The sequence below is a fragment of the Vibrio sp. 2033 genome (genome assembly GCF_033339735.1).
This window is the reverse complement of sequence record NZ_JAWOVC010000020.1, coordinates 24,201-43,278: the sequence shown is the minus strand read 5'-3', so window position 1 is coordinate 43,278 and position 19,078 is coordinate 24,201. Positions and strand designations below refer to the sequence as shown.

Genomic DNA, 19,078 nt, shown 5'->3' with positions numbered 1-19,078 from the left:
CTCAAAAGATAAGAAGAATGAGGGCACTAGATGACTAGGTCCTCATTTTGCTATCTAGAACACTAAAAACCATTCTATTAGTAGGTAATTTAGAAGCTACATAACTCCAACCTACAATACCAAGGCGCTCTCGACATCATGAAAAACCATACCCTAAAAAACATTGTGGTCCTCATCTCGGGTAACGGAAGTAACCTGCAAGCTATCTTAGAAGCTTGCGAAGACAGCATGCCAAACGCACGAGTGGCAGCCGTGTTCTCTAACAAAGCAGATGCTTTTGGTTTAGAACGTGCAAAAAAGTTTGATGTGGACGGTCACTTTGTCGACCCTAAAGCATTCAGCTCGCGTGAAAGCTTTGATGCAGAGCTAATGAGTCAAATAGATGAATACCAACCAGACGTGATTATTCTTGCTGGTTACATGCGCATTCTGAGCAGCGCATTTGTTTCTCATTACATGGGTAAGATGATCAATATCCACCCTTCTCTTCTACCAAAATATCCTGGGCTACACACACACCAGAGAGCAATTGATGCTGGCGATAAAGAACATGGTACGAGTGTGCACTTTGTAACGGACGAGCTTGATGGTGGCCCTGTCATACTGCAAGCAAAAGTTCCTGTGTTCGAAGACGATGATGCTAGTGTACTTGCGGCACGTGTTCAGGCGCAGGAGCACCGAATCTACCCTATGGTGGCTAAGTGGCTGGTAGACGAGCGGTTGATCATGAAGGATGGTAAAGCCTATTTAGATGGCGCAGAGCTTGGCGTACATGGGTACGCCTCAGATGAGTAGCCCTGAATAATAAACTCCAAGCACAAAAGAGCAGCCTGAGGGCTGCTCTTGGTTGTTTTAATACTTATAAACTTGATTCAAGAAAACCATGGTGAGACTAGAAACCTAAAACCCAACATTCTAAAAAATCCCATAACCACTTGAGTAACATAACACTCGGAAAGTAGATTCTGAATCTGGTTTGTTCTTCACCGTTCAGACTGACGAGGTGTTTTATGAGAAATTTCTATCAGTTACGTCTTTACAGCAAGCCTTAGCGAGACTAGGACTCTACTACCAGCACTCTAGAAAGTAAGAATGCTCATCCGTATCCGCCCTCGGTTTAAAACGCATAAAAATAAAGCTCGCGATTAAGCGAGCTTTATTTTTATATTCAGAGTAAGAGACCATCACTCTAACGGTTCGGTTGGCGCTTGATTGCCCGGCTTAGCCGCCGCAAACGGCACATTTACCAGCTCAGAGGCATTATTTTTGACTAGTTCACCTAGGTGAAACAAGCCGTATTCGCCAGGTTTCATACGCTGCCAAGCTTCGTTGCCCGTCAAAGGTTGAGTTGCGATCACAGAAACGATATCGTGTGGCGTTGTTTCTTCTTGGAAGTTAATTTCCACATCTTCATCAAGCAAAGCAGCTTTTCCAAACGGTGCGCGTCTTGTGATCCAATACAAATGATTGGTGCAATACGTCATTACATACTCACCATCACTCAGAAGCATGTTAAATACACCCTTCTCTCTTAGCTCATCACAACATTTAGCAACATATAAGAATACCGACTCCATATCCTTTGGTGGCTCAGGATATCGATCTTCCATTTGCTTCAATAACCAGCAAAATGCCAGTTCACTATCTGTCTCACCGACAGGTCGATGTCGACCTGTATGCAAGTCTTGGTAGCCAGAGAGCTGACCGTTATGCGCAAACGTCCAATACCTACCCCACAGCTCACGTGTAAAGGGATGAGTATTTTCTAAATTAACACCACCACGATTCGCCTGTCGGATATGACTAACGACCGCACGACTTTTGATGGGATAATTTTGTACCAACTCTGCTATTTTAGACTCACAACTTGGCTTGGGATCTTTGAAGGTTCGAAAGCCCTTCCCTTCGTAGAAGGTGATCCCCCATCCGTCACGGTGTGGGCCGGTTCGACCTCCACGCTGCATGAGCCCAGTAAAACTGAAACAAATATCCGTTGGAACATTAGCGCTCATACCGAGCAATTCACACATGGTTTAAAAAACTCCCTAACAACACAGCTCGAAACGGTGGCCGTAAACGATTATTCCATCTCTTTTTCGATCAACTGAATGATGATATGAATAATCTTAATATGAATTTCCTGAATGCGGTCTGCATAACCAAAGTGTGGCACGCGGATTTCAATATCTGCAAGGCCTGCCATTTTGCCGCCATCTTTACCTGTTAGCGCAATCGTCTTCATGCCTTTCGCTTGTGCTGCTTCAATCGCTTTCAGGATGTTACCTGAGTTACCTGAAGTCGACAGACCAAACAGTACGTCACCTTTTCGACCAACCGCTTCTACATAGCGTGAAAACACGAAGTCATAACCAAAGTCATTACTCACACAAGAAAGGTGGCTTGGATCTGAAATAGCAATACCAGCATAGCCAGGACGATTTTCTCGGTAACGGCCTGTTAGCTCTTCGGCAAAGTGCATTGAATCACAGTGAGAACCACCGTTACCACACGACAATACTTTACCATCTTGCTTGAATGAGTCAGCAATCATTTTCGCCGCTGCTTCGATTTGCGCAATGTTATGGTCATCGCTTAAAAATTTGTTGAGCACTTCAGCAGCTTCGTTTAATTCACTTCTAATCAGATCATGGTACATAAGACGTTCTCTTTATTATTTCGGCTTCAGTCAGCTCTTGACTCACTGAGCAAATTGTTCTGATACCAATTTGGTATCGGACATTTCATAAACCGGAACTCGGGTTTGATTACTCTGAGTTTACCCACAAACGAGAATTAGTGTCGATAGTGAACCAACAGATTTAGATTAGTGATGGTAATAAACTTGTCAACTTGCTCATGAAACCATCACTCAAATCTCAACTTTAGAATTTTAACTCTACTTAGATCACTTTTTATCCAATCTTATGTTTTACATTTCCTTAATGTTTTGATTACACTTAAACCAACTGGTTAGACCTCTTACCTAACATACAGACGTACAAAACTTATAAAGTCTGAAAAGGAAAATATATATGGACATCTTGCTCTCAATCATCACGATGGCGATCGTGCTAGGCATTACGCTCTACCACCGCATGTCTCTCGTGAAATCTATTAGCTTACTCACCGCGGCCATGCTGGCTCTTACAGTAGCAGGTACTGTCGGCGTTATTGGTTGGGCTATTTACGTTCTCGCCGCAGCTGTGCTCGCGGTTCCTGGCGTACGTCAGTCTTTAATTAGCCGTAAAGCGTTAGTGCTTTTCAAGAAAGTGCTGCCAGCTATGTCTCAAACCGAAAAAGAAGCGTTAGACGCAGGTACCGTCTGGTGGGAAGCCGAACTATTTAAAGGCAAACCAGAGTGGCAAAAGCTACACGCGATTCAAGCACCTAAGTTAAGTGCGGAAGAACAAGCCTTTTTAGACGGCCCCGTGAATGAAGTGTGCGCCATGGTGAGTGATTTCCAAGTGACCCATGAACTCGCGGACTTACCGCCAGAAGTTTGGCAATACCTGAAAGATCATAAGTTCTTCGCCATGATCATTAAGAAAAAGTACGGTGGTCTGGAATTCTCAGCATACGCGCAATCTTTGGTGCTACAAAAATTAACGGGTGTTTCTGGCGTTCTATCGTCTACCGTTGGTGTTCCTAACTCTTTAGGCCCTGGTGAACTACTGCAACACTACGGTACTGAAGATCAAAAAAATCATTACTTACCGCGTTTAGCTGAAGGTAAGGAAATCCCTTGTTTCGCCTTAACGAGCCCAGAAGCGGGTTCTGACGCAGGCTCTATTCCAGATTACGGTGTGGTCTGCAAAGGCGAATGGGAAGGAAAAGAAGTACTGGGTATGCGCCTGACTTGGAACAAGCGCTACATCACCCTAGCGCCAGTCGCAACCGTACTAGGCTTAGCATTTAAACTTCGCGACCCTGAAGGTTTACTTGGTGACAAAGAAGATCTTGGCATCACTTGTGCGCTTATTCCAACTGATGTCAAAGGTGTTGAGATTGGTAACCGACACTTCCCACTCAATGTGCCATTCCAAAATGGTCCAACGCGCGGTAAAGACATCTTTGTTCCTATCGATTTCATTATCGGTGGCGAAAAAATGGCGGGCCAAGGTTGGCGTATGCTGGTTGAGTGTCTGTCGGTTGGACGTGGTATCACACTACCTTCAAACTCAACAGGTGGCATCAAAACTGCGGCAATGGCAACCGGTGCTTACTCACGTATTCGCCGTCAGTTCAAACAGCCGATCGGTCATATGGAAGGAGTTGAAGAACCATTAGCACGCTTGGGTGGTAATGCTTACGTGATGGATGCAGCAAGCAACTTAACCGTTGCGGGTATCGACTTAGGTGAAAAGCCTTCAGTAATCTCAGCTATCGTGAAGTATCACTGTACGCACCGCGGCCAGCAAAGCATCATCGATGCAATGGACATCGTAGGCGGTAAAGGTATCTGTATGGGACCTTCTAACTTCCTAGCTCGTGGTTACCAAGGTGCGCCAATCGCGGTAACGGTTGAGGGTGCTAACATTCTAACACGCTCAATGATCATCTTTGGCCAAGGCGCAATCCGTTGCCATCCGTACGTTCTTGAAGAAATGAACGCGGCGTATTCTGAAGCAAGTAATGCTGTCGAGAAATTTGATAAAGCGCTTGCTGGTCACGTGAGCTTTACAATGAGTAACCTAGTGCGCAGTATCTGGTTTGGTTTGAGCGACGGTCTGGGCTCTTCATCACCAACCAAAGATGCAACCAAGCGTTACTACCAACAATTGAACCGTTACAGTGCAAACCTTGCTCTGCTATCGGATATCTCAATGGCAGTGCTAGGTGGCTCTTTGAAGCGTAAAGAGCGTCTATCAGCGCGTCTTGGTGACATTCTAAGCCAGCTATATTTGAGCTCTGCGACGTTGAAACGCTTTGAGCAAGATGGCCGCCCAGTCGAAGATTTACCATTAGTACACTGGGGTCTACAAGACAGTTTGAAACAAGCTGAAGTGGCAGTAGATGAATTCTTAGCAAACTTCCCGAACAAAGTAATTGGCCGTGCGCTACGCGTATTAATCATGCCATTTGGTCGCGTACGCAAAGCACCAAGCGATAAACTAGACAGTAAAGTGGCACGCATTCTACAAACGCCAAGTGCAACGCGCTCACGCATTGGTCGCGGTCAATACCTTGAACCAACCGAGCACAACGCAGCAGGTAAGATTGAGCTTGCACTATCAGTCATTCTTCAAGCCGAGCCTGTGTTTGACAAAGTATGTAAAGCGCAGGGTAAGCGTCGCCCATTCTTACGTTTGGATATGATTGCTCAGGAAGGGCTAGAGCAAGGCTTTATCACGCAAGAAGAAGCCGATCTACTCAGAGAAGCGGAACAGCATCGTCTAGATACAATCAACGTTGACGATTTTGAGCCGGAACTGCTTGCCGCAAAGCCGCTATACCCTCAGATGGATAGTGTCGCGTAACTCTAGAATCTGAGACCACAAACGGGAGTATCAGCTCCCGTTTTTTATTGCTTCCAGAATCGGATTCATAACACCTCACACTACAAAGCCCCCCTGCGCAATAAAATCCTCGCACTCCAATCTTTTCCCCGATTTCCAGTGATAACTAACTCACAGACGTTCCAACTAAGCGGTGTATACTTTAAGTAACTCACTCACATATATGGTAAATCCGTTGGCTAAAATATTACTCGCACAGTGGTTCCCAGGGCTTGTTCAGCTTAAGCATTATCAAAAAGAATGGTTTGTTAACGACTTTAGAGCCGCCTTTTCTGTTGTCGCGGTTGCACTGCCAGTTGCCATAGCTTATGCACAGTTAACTGGTGTATCCGCAATTGTCGGTCTGTATTCGTGCGTACTGCCAATGTTGGTTTACGCCATGATGGGCACATCTCGACAACTCATTGTCGGACCCGATGCAGCAACCTGTGCAGTGATCGCTGCTGTTGTGACACCACTTGCCGCAGGTGACCCCACAAAACATTGGCAGTTGGTTATGACCATGACAGCGATGACGGGGATTTGGTGTGTACTGGCAAGTCGTTTCAAGCTAGGAGTATTTGCAGATTTCCTTTCTCGCCCGATTCTTTTGGGTCTACTCAACGGTGTTGCTCTCACAATTATCGTTGGTCAGTTTGCGAAAGTAGTCGGTTTGAAATACGAGCAACGTTATTTACTGGAACGTTTATGGGAAGCTCCACAACGATTAACCGATCTTCATTGGCCTACTGTAACTCTGAGTATCGTGACAGTTGTCGTTTATTTGCTCACCAAACGCTACCGACCAACTTGGCCTGCTGCCATGCTGGCGATCCTCGTAACTACTGCGTCAGTTTGGTTTTTCCATTTACAAGAGATGGGCGTATCGGTTGTCGGACTCACTCAAGGTGGCTTCCCTCAGTTTCAAACACCGGAATTTGAGCTAGGTGAAGTTCGTGAACTAGTAGTCCCGGCGCTCAACCTTGCGATTGTCAGTTTTGTTAGCATGATGCTCACCGCCCGCAGTTTCGCGGCTAAAAACGGTTATGATATTGATGCAAATAAAGAGTTTCAGGCGTTGGGTTTTGCCAACATTGCCTCAGCGTTTTCACAAGGTTTCGCAATAAGCGGCGCTGACTCACGCACAGCCGTCAATGATGCAAATGGCGGTAAATCTCAATTAGTTTCGATTGTCGCCGCAATCACCATTGCCATTATTGCGGTATTTATTTACGAGCCTTTACAGTTCATCCCTATCGCTTCACTTGGTGTTGTATTGATCATTGCGTCCCTATCGCTGCTCGATCTTAAAGCAATTTGGAAATTAAAATCTCGTGACAAAGATGCATTTTATCTGGCCATCATTACTTTTATTTCTGTGTTGATCGTGGGTGTAATACCGGGGATCACTTTGGCGGTACTGTTAGGGCTGTTTCAATTTTTACGGATTGTCATGCGACCGAGTGATCAGCTACTTGGCTTGGATGAAAAAGGTACCATTCGGACAATCGACGACTCAGGAAAAGCTTCGCCTATTCCTGGAATGGTGATTTACCGCTTTAACTCACCGCTAACTTACTTCAATGCTCCTTACTTTAAACGTAGAGTGTTAGAGCAGGCAGAGCATCACAAAGACGCAAGTTGCGTTGTCATCGACGCCGTGTCGAGCTTTACTCACTTGGATCTCAGTGTGATGGCAACACTGGCAGATATTCACAATACTTTGAAAAAGAGAGGCGTACGCTTAATCCTAGCAGGAAGGAAACGATGTCTTCGTCAATGGTGTGAGCTTACTGGTATCAGCACCAGTGAAGGAGGCATCTTACTGCGAGCTGATATGTACCTTGCCATTAAACTTAGTGGCTGTTACATCAGTGCTGTGGGTGAGGGACAAATTCCTACTGTTCAAAAAGAGCCTGATTTAGAGCAGCCACCCAAACCAATTCCAGAAGTGGCTTAAATAGAAATTTAATATAGAAAACAGGAAATTAAACTCCTGTTTTCTAGTGCTTATCTTCACAGCTGAATACGTGTTATGCCTTTGGCTTAAACTTTTTTGTCATCCCTTGGCTTTTAGGAGCCACCAGCCTATAACCAAGCTTTTCGTAAAAGACCGGTTCATCAGCAATCATAGAAACGTAAGAGCCTTCAAGTGCAACAGAAGAAAGATAACCGTCGATGTATTCCATGACTTTTCTACCTAAACCGTTACCTTGATAATCAGAATCAACGGCAACGTCGACAATTTCGAAGTTACACGCCCCGTCACCAACAACCCGACCCATTGCAATGAGCTTTCCTTCATCCCGAACAGATACGCCATATAACGAATTGGGTAGACCAATTTCAGCAGCTTTCAACGATTTGGGTGATAGCCCGGCTTTGACACGCATATCACAGTATTCTTTCGGGCTTGGCACATGCTCTTCATATCTTATTGTCATTATGTACTACTCCTTTGTATCACCTTGGAGCTTACATAACTAAACTGTATAAATAAACAGTTAGACGTTGGAAAGATGTTCCCATTAAGCACACAAAGTATCAGGTCTAGAAAAGAAGCCACCGACAACTCTGACGCCATAATAGATATAAGTTGCTCTGAAGCTAGACATTCCTTTTTCTAAACATGTTTCTCTCAACAACGTATCCGCATGCTTTCGAGCACTTTGTGGCAACACCTCTTCCCTCATGAGTTGGTAAAGAGCATCATGCACTAAAGAAGCTTTCATAATGTTTTTTGTGTCTAACGCTGGCCCACTCGCTCCATCCCATGCATAGCCCTTTTTAATCGTTAACACGCCTTGTTTGGACAAACTAAGAAAAGGGCTGTCATACGCGTTACTCACTGAAATGTGAGTCTCAATCTTTTCTTCAGAATGGAGAGTGTATTTATACTTCTGACGCTTTTTGTATTTCATAACCTAACCGCCTAGCTAACTTCAGTGGGAGGAACGGAGATGACTCTCAAATTAGAGTTTCTCAGAGAGTTTTTTCAAATAGGACTTAGCAAGCTCATGGTTATCTCTGCTCAACCACTTAATACAATCAAAGAGTTCCCAGATCAGTCCTTGATCACCACTGGTATAAACTGGGAAATCTTCATGCTTTGGCGCAGGTTCATCAGTAACCATGCCCCCAATCACATCAGCTTTATCAAATAAAGTCTTAAATGGCTTAGAAAGTTTGAAGGGCTCACAGAGATCTAAACAATGAATCTCTGCACTGGTTAGGTCATTAAAAATGTATTTTTTGAAACACGCATTTTCGTTGTGCTCTCCCTCAAGGCGATAAAAAATGTCTTTATTAGCTTCAAACTGGGTAAAGCAAGGCTCTGAGGCTTTATGGAAGTTGTTTTGAGTAAATACAACAACATCAGCGTCCGAAATACGGTCACCTTGTCCTGATGACAATGAACCAAGCAATACCGCGGCAACAACGTCTTTTTCAGAACAAAAGGCATCATAAGCTGACTCAACCAAGGCCTTTTGTCGTGGTAAATGTTCTAGTCCTAACTCTCCAATTGTCATAATTCACTCCGTCGATACGCACTAAAATAAAGTCGAAACGTAAACAGTATCATGCGAGCTTTATTATGATTAATCAACGTTAAATCATGGTGTTACTTTAAAATAAAATGATTAATGACCATGAGAAATATCAAATTCTGTCTCAAACTTAAACTGAAAAAAACGGAGCCGATTGGCTCCGTTTCTCGCTTTATGTGTTACTACTATTTCTTTGGCACTTCTAACTGCATCTCTGGCATGGCATCGCGCTTCGCTTTAATTTTGCGCCAGACTATCCATGCAATGATCACAATCAGCAGCATTATCACATTACCCACCGCGATAATAATCATGCTGCGCTTACGCTCAGCCTCTCGCTCAGCGATAATTTGCTTTTCCATTTCAATACGACGCTGCTCGGCTAATTCAGCTTCTTTTGCAATTCGAGCAGCTTCTAGATCAACTTCATCAACAACACTGAAGGTTTGCTCTGGGATAGGAAACGCCAACGAGCGCTGGGTTGCAAAATCAGTGGCAAAGATCTCGCCGCGCCAGGCGTACTTACCAAGTTCAGAATCGTTATTGAGGTTCAACGTAACTCTCATTCCATCTTTAGAGACCTGTCCTTGGCTGTAACTAATGAAACCATCGGGAGCGTCCTTTTTCACTGTGACTGCTATAGAGCCTGGTGCAATCATACCTTGCTCGCCACTCACCACTAATTGGTGTGGCTTATCGGAATTACGAGCCTGAATAAAAGTACGAGAGATTGGGTTCGGATAAACCAAGATGACTTGTTCTTGCGCTCGTAAGAATACGCCATTGCCAGACGTGATGCGCGCGCGGTACTTACCAGGCTCAACGTCTATTGGGAGCTGAACCGTAAACACACCATCCCCTGCTTTTTCATCCAAGCCTCGGCCGTCATCAGAAAACTCACCCACAACCATCGGCACTGGACGTGCTTCTTTGATCAGCTCATCTTCATTTTCGACAAACTTGGTAAATGTCACGCGCAGATTCACGCGATCAAGGAAGTCGCGCAGTACAAGAGGTTTGCCGTCGGAGGTCAGGCGAGCTGTAAACTTAAGCGCTTCCCCATTATATAATCGGTTTGGGAACAGATCCGTACTGAGCTTTAGGTGAGAAATTAAGCGGATGTTATTTTTAGGCGTAACTTTCCCCACAGCCTGCCATGGACCTGGCATAGGGTTATCAACGGAAATAATATCGAGTGAGGCTTCTTGATACCAACGTACATTGTCGTAAGAGCCCCAAGCATAGTATTTTTTACCGTCAGGACGGACTAAAACAACTGGCTGAGAACTTTGCTCACGATAAACCAAAAACGTGATCTGCTCGATGGTTGGATCAACTCGAAAGCGATTGTCTAACAAAGACATTGTAGATTCACTCGCAGCACTCGAGAGACTACTCCATATCGCTAAAAACGCGACCAACAAAGCCCTCAACATAGCTTCTCCTATTGATGCCAAATACAGTCGTTCACCAACTCTAATCTTTTTTGGTGAGCTTCTAGTTCATCGGCACTTGCGCGCAAAACCTTTAGCGCTTTTCTTCCTTCAATACGACGAATGGTTTCTACTCCACCCTCTTGTTTATTCGCGTTAAATTCTAGACTCGTTTGACCACCCGTCATAAAGAGGTAAACGTCGGCTAGAATCTCCGCATCGAGCAAAGCTCCGTGGAGTGTACGGTGCGAGTTATCAATACCGTAACGTTCACATAAGATATCAAGGTTGTTTCGCTTACCAGGGAAGATTTTCTTCGCCATTGCAAGGGTGTCGGTCACCTTGCAGTAGTCGTCCGTTTTGCCGATGTTAGGATCGAGCATGCCAAACTCGTAATCCATAAAGCCGGTATCGAAGGGCGCGTTGTGGGCAACAAGTTCTGCGCCTTTAATAAACTCAAGAAACTCTTGGTGCACGCTCGCGTATTCCGGTTTATCAACCAAGAATTCATCCGTAATACCGTGAACTTCAACCGCTTCTGGTTGGATTTCACGATCGGGTTTTAAATAAACGTGGAAGTGACGACCAGTCAGCTTACGGTTGATGATCTCCACGGCACCGATTTCAATAATGCGGTGTCCCATGTAGTGAGGACCACCCTCGCGGTTCATACCTGTGGTTTCGGTATCGAGAACGACAATGCGGTTATATTCAGAATTGCTGCTGGTATTCATAAGGTTATGTATGTCAGACTATGCTTTATTAAATGTTTCGGCTAATAGTACCAAAAAATATGACCAAACACGTTGAGATTTTCACTGACGGTTCTTGTTTAGGTAACCCAGGACCAGGTGGTTACGGCATAGTATTGCGTTACAAAGACGTAGAAAAGACACTTTCCAAAGGCTATACGTTAACTACCAACAACCGCATGGAAATGTTGGCGGCTGTCGTCGCGCTGCAGACGCTAAAACAACCTTGCAAAGTCACTTTAACGACTGACAGCCAATATGTGCGCCAAGGTATTACTCAGTGGATCCATAACTGGAAGAAGCGTGGTTGGAAAACAGCGGATAAAAAACCCGTGAAGAATGCCGATTTATGGCAAGCTCTAGACAAAGAAACCGCACGCCATCAAGTTGAATGGCATTGGGTAAAAGGCCACGCGGGCCATCGTGAGAACGAAATGTGTGATGAGCTAGCCCGGACTGCTGCAGAAAACCCAACTGAGGAAGATACAGGTTACCAACCCTCTTAGCGAGATTCTTTCCTCATAGTGTTACCCTCTCGATTCATCACCCCAAGTGGTGTGAGCTTTTTCTTCAAGCGCCAATGCGGTTTGATAGGCTTGAGAGGGTATGTCCGTTTCCGCGCGACTATGTAATACAAACTCCCAGCGGGTGATGCCCAATCACCAAGACTATTTTCCAACCATGTCCACATCGTACGGTAACGTTTCATCGGAAACAGCGCATAACGATCACAATGAATCACTTGATAATTAAGTAACCCTAACCAATCTTTGATGCGGTTCGACGTAAACATTCGTCCACTCCAAGGCAAATTATGTTTACGCCATGGAAGCAAACTCGCTAATCCAGTCAAGCTTAATGGGTTGAATCCAGTAATAATTACATAGCCATCATCCATCATCACTCTATCGACTTCACGCAACAAACGGTGTGGATCGCTTGCATAGTCGAGCTGATGAGCGAGTATCACAACATCAAAGCTTTTTTCCAAAAAGGGTAATTCGTAACCATCCGCAATCACATTATGCAACGGGTTCTGGATATCTACGTTGACTTGGTGTTGAATGTTACAATTACAGCTGGTTAGCTCACAGCTCAACCCGCCCAGTTTGAGCATATGGTAGCCGAAGAGTTTCGGGCACCATTCATCAAGTCGGGTCTGGATTGACTCAAGCACCCACGGACCGTTGTTCATTGCTGACCAAGTCGACGGGTGTGGTATAGTTTTGTTGCTGAGTGCTGGTTTCATTAACCACCTGACTAAAATGGGTGACGGAGAACGAATCGTGTTAGAGATCAAAAGCATACCCGCATTTAATGATAATTACATCTGGCTGATACAAAATAGCGATAAGCGCTGCGCAGTCGTTGATCCGGGCGATGCGAAGCCAGTATTAGAATTTCTGCAGGCTAACGAATTAACTTTAGAAGCGATTTTAATTACGCACCACCACAACGATCACATTGGTGGCGTTCCAGACTTAGTGCGTGCATTTCCTAACGTCGCCGTTGTGGGCCCAAAATCAGAACCAATTCCAACCCTAACGACACCAATGGAAGAAGGCGACAAGCTAGAGTTGTTTGGTGAGATTTTCTTAGTACTTGGGTTACCCGGTCATACTTTGGGCCATATCGGTTACGTTGGGGACGGAAAACTGTTTTGCGGTGATGTGCTCTTTTCTGCTGGCTGCGGTCGTGTTTTTGAAGGTACGCCTGAGCAAATGTTTGAATCACTGAGCAAACTAACGTCTCTACCAGAAGAAACTCAAGTCTTCTGCGCGCATGAATACACCGCGAGTAACGTGGCGTTTGCTCTAGCGGTTGAACCTGACAATGAGCAACTTCGCCAATATCGCGACGATGTAAACCGACTGCGAGCACTCAACATTCCGACACTTCCAACAACAATACGCAAAGAAAAGTGGATTAATCCGTTCTTGCGAACCTCGAACCCTGACGTGGTTCAATCTGTTGCTAGTCGCATTAAAAATAGCGATCCATGCTCGGTTTTTACTGCTTTACGCGAGTGGAAGAACGAATTTTAACCATTTTCTGCTTGTAAGTTTGCAAGACCCCAGTATTATCAGGGACTGATTTTTCGAGAAGCGCCACTGGCGCTTCTCTTACGTTTGGGGTTGATATAAATCTATTTGAATTTCTCCCCATTGCATAATTAGAAGCTCTTTGCCTCTATAAATTAGTTAGTGTTTAAAAGATGTCTATTATCTTGCGACTGCCACGCACATTACGTTGCGCGACAGGCAGGTGAAGATAAACAGGCCCTAAATAGGCTGAATCCATGCGTTTGAAGTATACTTGGGCGTTGGCGTTGTTATTATCTGGCTGTCAATTGACTCAGTCAGATTCAACGTCTTCTACACCAGAAACCAATAAATCTGAGCAGACTGCAAAGCAAAATGCAGTAAAAGCTCAACCGGGCAATAAATCGTCACTAGCAAAAAAATCCGCTAACGACGCGCCTAAAGTTCTCTCCCCCCAAGAACAAGAAGATGTGTGGCAACGTATCGCCATGCAGCTGGACATGGATATCCCAAACCACAAGAAAGTGGACTACTACCGTACGTGGTATTTAAAGCACCCAAATCACCTTTACACGGTATCTAAGCGTGCTACCCCTTTTCTATACATGATCACAAAACGTATCGAAGAGCGCGGACTCCCAATGGAGCTTGCTTTACTTCCTGTAGTGGAAAGTTCATTCGATGCCTTTGCATACTCACACGGTAGTGCGGCTGGGTTGTGGCAATTTGTCCCTGGCACCGGAAAAATGATGGGACTAGAGCAAAACTACTGGTATGACGGTCGCAGAGATGTGGCAGCAGCAACGGATGCAGCGCTGGACTACCTAGTACAACTAAACGAGCGTTTTGATGGTAACTGGGAACATGCAATCGCCGCTTATAACAGCGGTGGTGGCCGTGTTTCTAGCGCAATTCGTAAGAATAAAAAGCTCGGTAAACCTATCGATTTCTTCTCATTAGACTTACCAAAAGAGACCAGCAGTTACGTTCCTAAGCTATTGGCCTTGGCTGACGTTATCGCAAACCAAGACAAGTACGGACTTAATATTCCTGCAATTCCAAACAAGCCTGTTCTAACGCTTGTTGATCCAGAAGAGCAGTTAGATCTGGCTATTGCCGCAGATTATGCCGGCATTAGCGTAAAAGAGTTGCAGAGTTACAACCCTGCATACAACCAGTGGTCGACAGCGCCTGAGGGGCCGCACCAACTTTTGATTCCCGTAGAGAAAAAAGAGACTTTTCTCACCAAGGTGGAGAAAAATCGCGGTAAAGGGATGAAGGTCGCTCGCTACAAGGTGAAATCTGGTGACTCTTTAAGCGTGCTAGCTAATAAATACGGCACAACCACGAAAGTCATTCGACGTGCCAACGGCCTATCGAACAACAACATTCGTATTGGTCAATACCTGTTGATTCCTACATCAACAAAAGACGATGCAAAATACGCATTAACGGCACAAAACCGATTAAGCAAGACTCAATCTCGTGCTCGTGGTCAACTCAAACTCACCCATGTCGTTCAGTCTGGAGAAAGTTTGTGGTCAATCGCACGTAACAATAAAGTGTCGTATAAATCGTTAGCTAAATGGAATGGTATGGGCCCTAAAGATCCATTGCGTGTGGGTCAAAAGCTAGTGATTTGGAAAGACTCAGACAAAGGTTCTGTGATCCGTACCGTTTTCTACAACGTTCGCTCTGGCGACACCATTAGCGGCATTGCAAGCAAGTTCAAAGTAAAAACGAACGACATCGTGAAATGGAACTCGCTACACAAGAAAAAATACTTACAACCAGGTCAAAAGCTTAAGTTGTACGTTGACGTAACGAAGGTAAGTGTATGAACCCATCAAGCAATCCACTTGTGATGCTGTTGGACATTTTTCGTTCTCCAACATCTTGTTTTCTTGCGCTTTATCAACACGGTGGATGGGGATGGCAACCGTTCATCTTCCTGATGCTTAGTCCGTTTTTATTCTGGGGTGCTTACTTTTCGAATGTCGATTTCACGTGGCTCAGTGACCAACTTGCTGCGCAATTTCAGCAAATCGACCCGAAGCAGATTGAGCTATTAGAACCAAACACGCTAATGGCAAGCGCGATCATCAATGATGTATTCAACCGCTTTGCCACCTTACTATTGCTCGCGCTTTGGTTCTTTCTTGCAACAAAGGCAAGCAAACAACAATACGGTTACTGGAAATGGTTTGCCGCATCGTGTGCTATCTTATTCCCAGCAGTATTGGGCGATGTAGCAAGCTACGCGAGCTTGCTACTCAAGCATGGTCAGGTAATGACTTACGCTGCCGATTTAAATAGCCTCAATGGTCTATTAAAGCTGCCTCTTACTAACGAATGGTCTCATTTCGCTAGCTCGTTACCTTTGCTTCTGCCTTGGTACATTGTGCTCGGCTACGGCGTTGTACTGACGTGGACGGAGTTTGAACGTGGCCAAGCTTTGGTGATAGCAAGCCTGCCATGGGTATTCTTCTACGTTATTTGGGCACTTTATATTGTGGTAACCTAAGCTAGTTATTTAACGTAAATGACAATAACAATGGGTTATGATCGGAAGCGTCGCTCTGCGGCGCTTTTGCGTACTTAAGCGTCAGACCTCGGTAAAACACATGGTCCAGTGGTAACCCTGTTATAAATTGGACTCGATGATCCGGCAAGAACGTCACCTCTTGTAAGTCCGCAGCCTTTAAGGCCTGCCTCATCGCATTAACGCGAGATTCACTCCAGCTATTGAAGTCTCCAGCAAATAGAATTGGCCCCACATGATGCTTTAAAAGCATTTCAAGCGCCGTTAACTGCGATACATACTCTTTTGTACCTACGGTGAAGTTAATCGCATGTACATTCACCACTGCGAGTTTCTCGCCATTACTCAAGTGATACTGGCTATATAATGCAGACTTAGGTAAGCGAAGCCACGGCTCTTTAGAGGTGTAAGCGCAGGCTTTTTCTGGTTGCCCTTGAGCAATACTAATTACACCGGCACCGCTACCCAGCGCCTTAAAAGCACTCACTTGATTACTAACCCAGCGACCATCCACCAACCACTGTTTAAATGATGGTGTCATGCTGGCTTCTTGCAATAACAGTAACTGCTTATCAGCAGAAAACTCATCGAGTGCACGTTGCCAGTTAGCCCGGTTCTGTTTGTAGATATTCCAGACAAGCACATTGATTTTGCCGTCATGATCGAGAGCTTTTGAATCGCTAAATTCGATGCACCTGATATCTTGTGTCAGCTCGGTACCTGTTTGAGTAATAATTTGCGGCTGATCTGGTACGGTGAAAATAACCTGGAAGCCAACCAATACCGCTATTACGAGAAAAGCTAACGCCAGAAAAAAACGCTTAAACATACGACAAACCTGAATGTAGGCACCCGAAATCTAGAACAACAAATCTCGGGTTAAATGATTTCACTAATAAGCAAACAACAAAAAAGGAGCCACTTGGCTCCCTTTTAGCATAATAAATACGAAACAGGTGACAAGAAACCTTAGATCGCGTCTTCGTCTTCTTCACCAGTACGAATACGAACCACACGCTCAATATCAGTGACGAATATTTTACCATCACCAATCTTACCAGTTTGCGCGGTTTCAATGATTGTCTCTACGCATTTATCAGCCACATCTTCGGTTACAACGATTTCGAGCTTCACTTTAGGTAGAAAGTCCACCATATACTCTGCACCACGGTAAAGCTCTGTGTGACCCTTTTGGCGACCAAAACCTTTCACTTCAGAGACGGTCATCCCTGTAATGCCAACTTCAGCTAGCGCTTCTCGAACATCATCCAATTTAAATGGCTTGATAATCGCTTCAATTTTTTTCATGTTCATCCCTTAAGCTTCAATCGATTGCGCTTATTATCGTTTAGCGTTTCGCAACATTCAATGTTTGTCTCTGATCCACCAGCGAAAATCCAGGCTGAGCAAATTAACATGGCGAATATCATAAGTTGATAAAACCCAATGAGGACTGCTCAATGCCCAATCGTCCAAGCTTTACTTCAGACTCGCGTTTACTTCAAACTTGCGTAGTAAGCCGCTAGGTTAGCGATGTCTTCATCAGACAACAATGAAGCTTGAGCTTGCATCACAGCAGCAAGCCCACCTGTTCGCTCTTTATTTTTATAAGCTTTAATTGAACTGATAATATATTGCTCATTTTGCCCTTTCAGATTTGGGTAACCCGGAATGACAGCAATACCATCAGCGCCATGACACGCCGCGCATACTCCCGACTTTGCTTGACCTGCTGCGACATCTCCCGCAGCTAGAGCTTGCCCACTGAACATGGTTAACGCCACCATTGCACCCATGATTGTTTTCTTCATTGCTTCACCTAATCAATTATTATTTAAGGATTTTTATATTTTATAATCGACATTGTGGCATGAATTTTCATTACCTGCGCCAAATAAGTTCACAATCTTGACCATTACATGCCTGATCAACGAACAGATCTGCCACAGCAACGACTCGGTCTTGATACATCAAAATCGGAATTTGACGACGCAGCCAGCTTGGCACATTGTATTCTTGGAACAACTTCTTCAGTTTTCGACTGTGATTACGCGTGGTTGGATGCGCTGATAAGCCTTCCGGATTAAAGGTCACGCGAAGCAATTCTGGCTGACTCGGTAGCGCAATCGTTGCGTTACTAGAACTCGTCGTTAAGGTCAGCTCCCCGAGTCCCTCAGGCAGCGACAAAGTCGCATCAACTTGAATCGTACTTTGCCACTTAGTGACATCAGCCGTTTCCTTTACCCAATAGAGACGATTTCGAAAACGGCGCACTTCACCTTGTTTAAGTTGTAGTTTGGGGTTGGCATCTTGCTGAGCTAATGCCACTTCATTCCAGATAAGATTGAGTTGTACCTGAGTCGGCATACTAGTATTAAGCTTAGCTAGCCACATACGAATCAAGCGCGCACGTGCTAATTCACTGTGCTTAGCCAGTTCTTCAATACTCAAACTTAGATCCGTTTGTAAAGCGCGTTCAAACACCGCGCTCAATAGTTCATCCAATAGCGCTTCTTGTTGAGCACATAAGCTTGCACTGCGCTGAACCGCTTGATGGATACTCGGCCAACGACCAGACAATTCAGGAACAACACAATGACGAAGAAAGTTACGATCATAACGGGTATCTTGATTGCTTTCGTCTTCCACCCACTCCAAGCCTAATTTAGTAGCGGCTTCTTCGATGGTCTTCCGCTTGATAGTAAGCAATGGTCGAACTAGAGATCCGCAAGAAAACGGCATACTCTCCGCCATCGAAGATAACCCTTTAGGCCCGCTGCCGCGCTTAAGCGCAAGGAGAAAAGTCTCTATTTGATCGTCGGCATGTTGACCAGTCAACAGTATATCGCCTTCTTGAATGTACTTAGTTAAGGCTTGGTAGCGAGCTTCACGAGCAAGAAGTTCAATACTTTCACCATTGCTGATGTCTAAGCTCACTCGCTCGATCGAGCACGATATCCCCACTTGTTGTGCCCAAAGTAAGCATTTATCGGCCCAATTATCGGCATTCGAGCTTAAACCATGGTGCACATACACAGCGTGACACTCTACAGAGTGCGCTTGTTGGTAGCGACTGAGTAATTCGAGTAAAAGACGTGAATCCACTCCTCCGCTAAACGCCAAGACAACCTTAGTGCCTGATTGATAGTAGCGGCCGAGAACTTGAGCAAAATGCAGGTAAAGCGATTCCATAAGCGATCCGATAGGTGCAAAAAAGGGCTAGACTCTCATCCAACCCTTTCTATTTTAACTGTTATCAATTGAGA

At 44.9% G+C, this 19,078-nt stretch carries 19 protein-coding genes; 7 read left to right on the top strand and 12 right to left on the bottom strand.

Features of this window, described 5'->3' with window-relative positions:
* The first annotated feature begins 138 nt into the window (after positions 1-138).
* The gene (purN, locus tag R7P74_RS20440) at positions 139-795 is read left to right on the top strand and encodes a phosphoribosylglycinamide formyltransferase (protein ID WP_262657466.1); all 657 of its coding nucleotides are present in this window, start codon (positions 139-141) and stop codon (positions 793-795) included.
* Positions 796-1,184: 389 nt separating this feature from the next.
* On the opposite strand, the gene R7P74_RS20435 is transcribed toward purN, so the two are convergent.
* The gene (locus tag R7P74_RS20435; protein WP_005380394.1) at positions 1,185-2,030 is read right to left on the bottom strand and encodes a class II glutamine amidotransferase; all 846 of its coding nucleotides are present in this window, start codon (positions 2,028-2,030) and stop codon (positions 1,185-1,187) included.
* Positions 2,031-2,080: 50 nt separating this feature from the next.
* On the bottom strand, positions 2,081-2,656 hold the full coding sequence (gene lpcA, locus R7P74_RS20430) for a D-sedoheptulose 7-phosphate isomerase (RefSeq protein WP_005380392.1): 576 nt from the start codon (positions 2,654-2,656) through the stop codon (positions 2,081-2,083).
* Between the two features lie 376 nt (positions 2,657-3,032).
* On the opposite strand from lpcA, the gene fadE reads away from it, so the two are divergent.
* Both fadE and R7P74_RS20420 read left to right on the top strand, forming a co-directional pair.
* On the top strand, positions 3,033-5,477 hold the full coding sequence (fadE, locus tag R7P74_RS20425; protein ID WP_005385392.1) for an acyl-CoA dehydrogenase FadE: 2,445 nt from the start codon (positions 3,033-3,035) through the stop codon (positions 5,475-5,477).
* Positions 5,478-5,679: 202 nt separating this feature from the next.
* Positions 5,680-7,455 carry a SulP family inorganic anion transporter gene (locus R7P74_RS20420; protein ID WP_225474162.1) on the top strand — a complete coding sequence of 592 codons (1,776 nt, stop codon included), beginning with the start codon at positions 5,680-5,682 and terminating at the stop codon, positions 7,453-7,455.
* 73 nt (positions 7,456-7,528) lie between these two features.
* On the opposite strand, the gene R7P74_RS20415 is transcribed toward R7P74_RS20420, so the two are convergent.
* From R7P74_RS20415 to dnaQ, 5 genes are all read right to left on the bottom strand, one after another.
* Positions 7,529-7,939 carry a GNAT family N-acetyltransferase gene (locus R7P74_RS20415; protein ID WP_017633770.1) on the bottom strand — a complete coding sequence of 137 codons (411 nt, stop codon included), beginning with the start codon at positions 7,937-7,939 and terminating at the stop codon, positions 7,529-7,531.
* An 84-nt stretch (positions 7,940-8,023) separates the two neighbouring features.
* Positions 8,024-8,416, bottom strand: a complete 393-nt coding sequence (locus R7P74_RS20410) for a DUF1353 domain-containing protein (protein WP_017633769.1) — start codon at positions 8,414-8,416, stop codon at positions 8,024-8,026.
* Positions 8,417-8,467: 51 nt separating this feature from the next.
* Complete coding sequence (locus tag R7P74_RS20405; RefSeq protein WP_053304069.1) at positions 8,468-9,025, bottom strand: nucleotidyltransferase domain-containing protein; 558 nt, start codon at positions 9,023-9,025, stop codon at positions 8,468-8,470.
* A gap of 203 nt (positions 9,026-9,228) precedes the next feature.
* Complete coding sequence (locus tag R7P74_RS20400; RefSeq protein WP_176311132.1) at positions 9,229-10,479, bottom strand: TIGR03503 family protein; 1,251 nt, start codon at positions 10,477-10,479, stop codon at positions 9,229-9,231.
* Positions 10,480-10,487: 8 nt separating this feature from the next.
* Complete coding sequence (dnaQ, locus tag R7P74_RS20395; RefSeq protein ID WP_005380385.1) at positions 10,488-11,210, bottom strand: DNA polymerase III subunit epsilon; 723 nt, start codon at positions 11,208-11,210, stop codon at positions 10,488-10,490.
* 59 nt (positions 11,211-11,269) lie between these two features.
* Between dnaQ and rnhA the strand changes: the two genes are divergently transcribed.
* Entirely contained in the window at positions 11,270-11,734 is a 465-nt protein-coding gene (gene rnhA, locus R7P74_RS20390) for a ribonuclease HI (protein WP_005380384.1), read from the top strand.
* Here the strand turns inward: rnhA and R7P74_RS20385 are convergent.
* Positions 11,731-12,477 carry a class I SAM-dependent methyltransferase gene (locus R7P74_RS20385; protein ID WP_017636046.1) on the bottom strand — a complete coding sequence of 249 codons (747 nt, stop codon included), beginning with the start codon at positions 12,475-12,477 and terminating at the stop codon, positions 11,731-11,733. The two genes, rnhA and R7P74_RS20385, sit on opposite strands and share 4 nt — an antisense overlap.
* A 37-nt stretch (positions 12,478-12,514) precedes the next feature.
* Here R7P74_RS20385 and gloB point away from each other — a divergent pair, with 37 nt between their 5' ends.
* From gloB to R7P74_RS20370, 3 genes are all read left to right on the top strand, one after another.
* Positions 12,515-13,273 (top strand): hydroxyacylglutathione hydrolase, encoded by a 759-nt coding sequence (gloB, locus tag R7P74_RS20380; RefSeq protein ID WP_213960699.1) that lies wholly within the window; start codon positions 12,515-12,517, stop codon positions 13,271-13,273.
* A gap of 254 nt (positions 13,274-13,527) precedes the next feature.
* Positions 13,528-15,111: a lytic transglycosylase gene (locus tag R7P74_RS20375; protein WP_054574850.1), complete on the top strand. Its 1,584-nt coding sequence runs from the start codon at positions 13,528-13,530 to the stop codon at positions 15,109-15,111.
* Positions 15,108-15,794, top strand: a complete 687-nt coding sequence (locus tag R7P74_RS20370; RefSeq protein WP_318123131.1) for a YIP1 family protein — start codon at positions 15,108-15,110, stop codon at positions 15,792-15,794. The genes R7P74_RS20375 and R7P74_RS20370 overlap by 4 nt, the downstream gene beginning before the upstream one ends.
* 1 nt (position 15,795) lies before the next feature.
* On the opposite strand, the gene R7P74_RS20365 is transcribed toward R7P74_RS20370, so the two are convergent.
* The 4 genes from R7P74_RS20365 to tilS all read right to left on the bottom strand — a co-directional run bounded on the left by R7P74_RS20365 (position 15,796) and on the right by tilS (position 19,004).
* On the bottom strand, positions 15,796-16,641 hold the full coding sequence (locus R7P74_RS20365; RefSeq protein WP_132936887.1) for an endonuclease/exonuclease/phosphatase family protein: 846 nt from the start codon (positions 16,639-16,641) through the stop codon (positions 15,796-15,798).
* A 140-nt stretch (positions 16,642-16,781) separates the two neighbouring features.
* On the bottom strand, positions 16,782-17,120 hold the full coding sequence (glnB, locus tag R7P74_RS20360) for a nitrogen regulatory protein P-II (protein WP_005380372.1): 339 nt from the start codon (positions 17,118-17,120) through the stop codon (positions 16,782-16,784).
* A 188-nt stretch (positions 17,121-17,308) separates the two neighbouring features.
* Positions 17,309-17,623, bottom strand: coding sequence for a c-type cytochrome (locus R7P74_RS20355; protein WP_033905507.1), 315 nt, complete (start codon positions 17,621-17,623; stop codon positions 17,309-17,311).
* Between the two features lie 70 nt (positions 17,624-17,693).
* Positions 17,694-19,004: a tRNA lysidine(34) synthetase TilS gene (tilS, locus tag R7P74_RS20350; protein ID WP_318123130.1), complete on the bottom strand. Its 1,311-nt coding sequence runs from the start codon at positions 19,002-19,004 to the stop codon at positions 17,694-17,696.
* Positions 19,005-19,078: the final 74 nt, after the last annotated feature.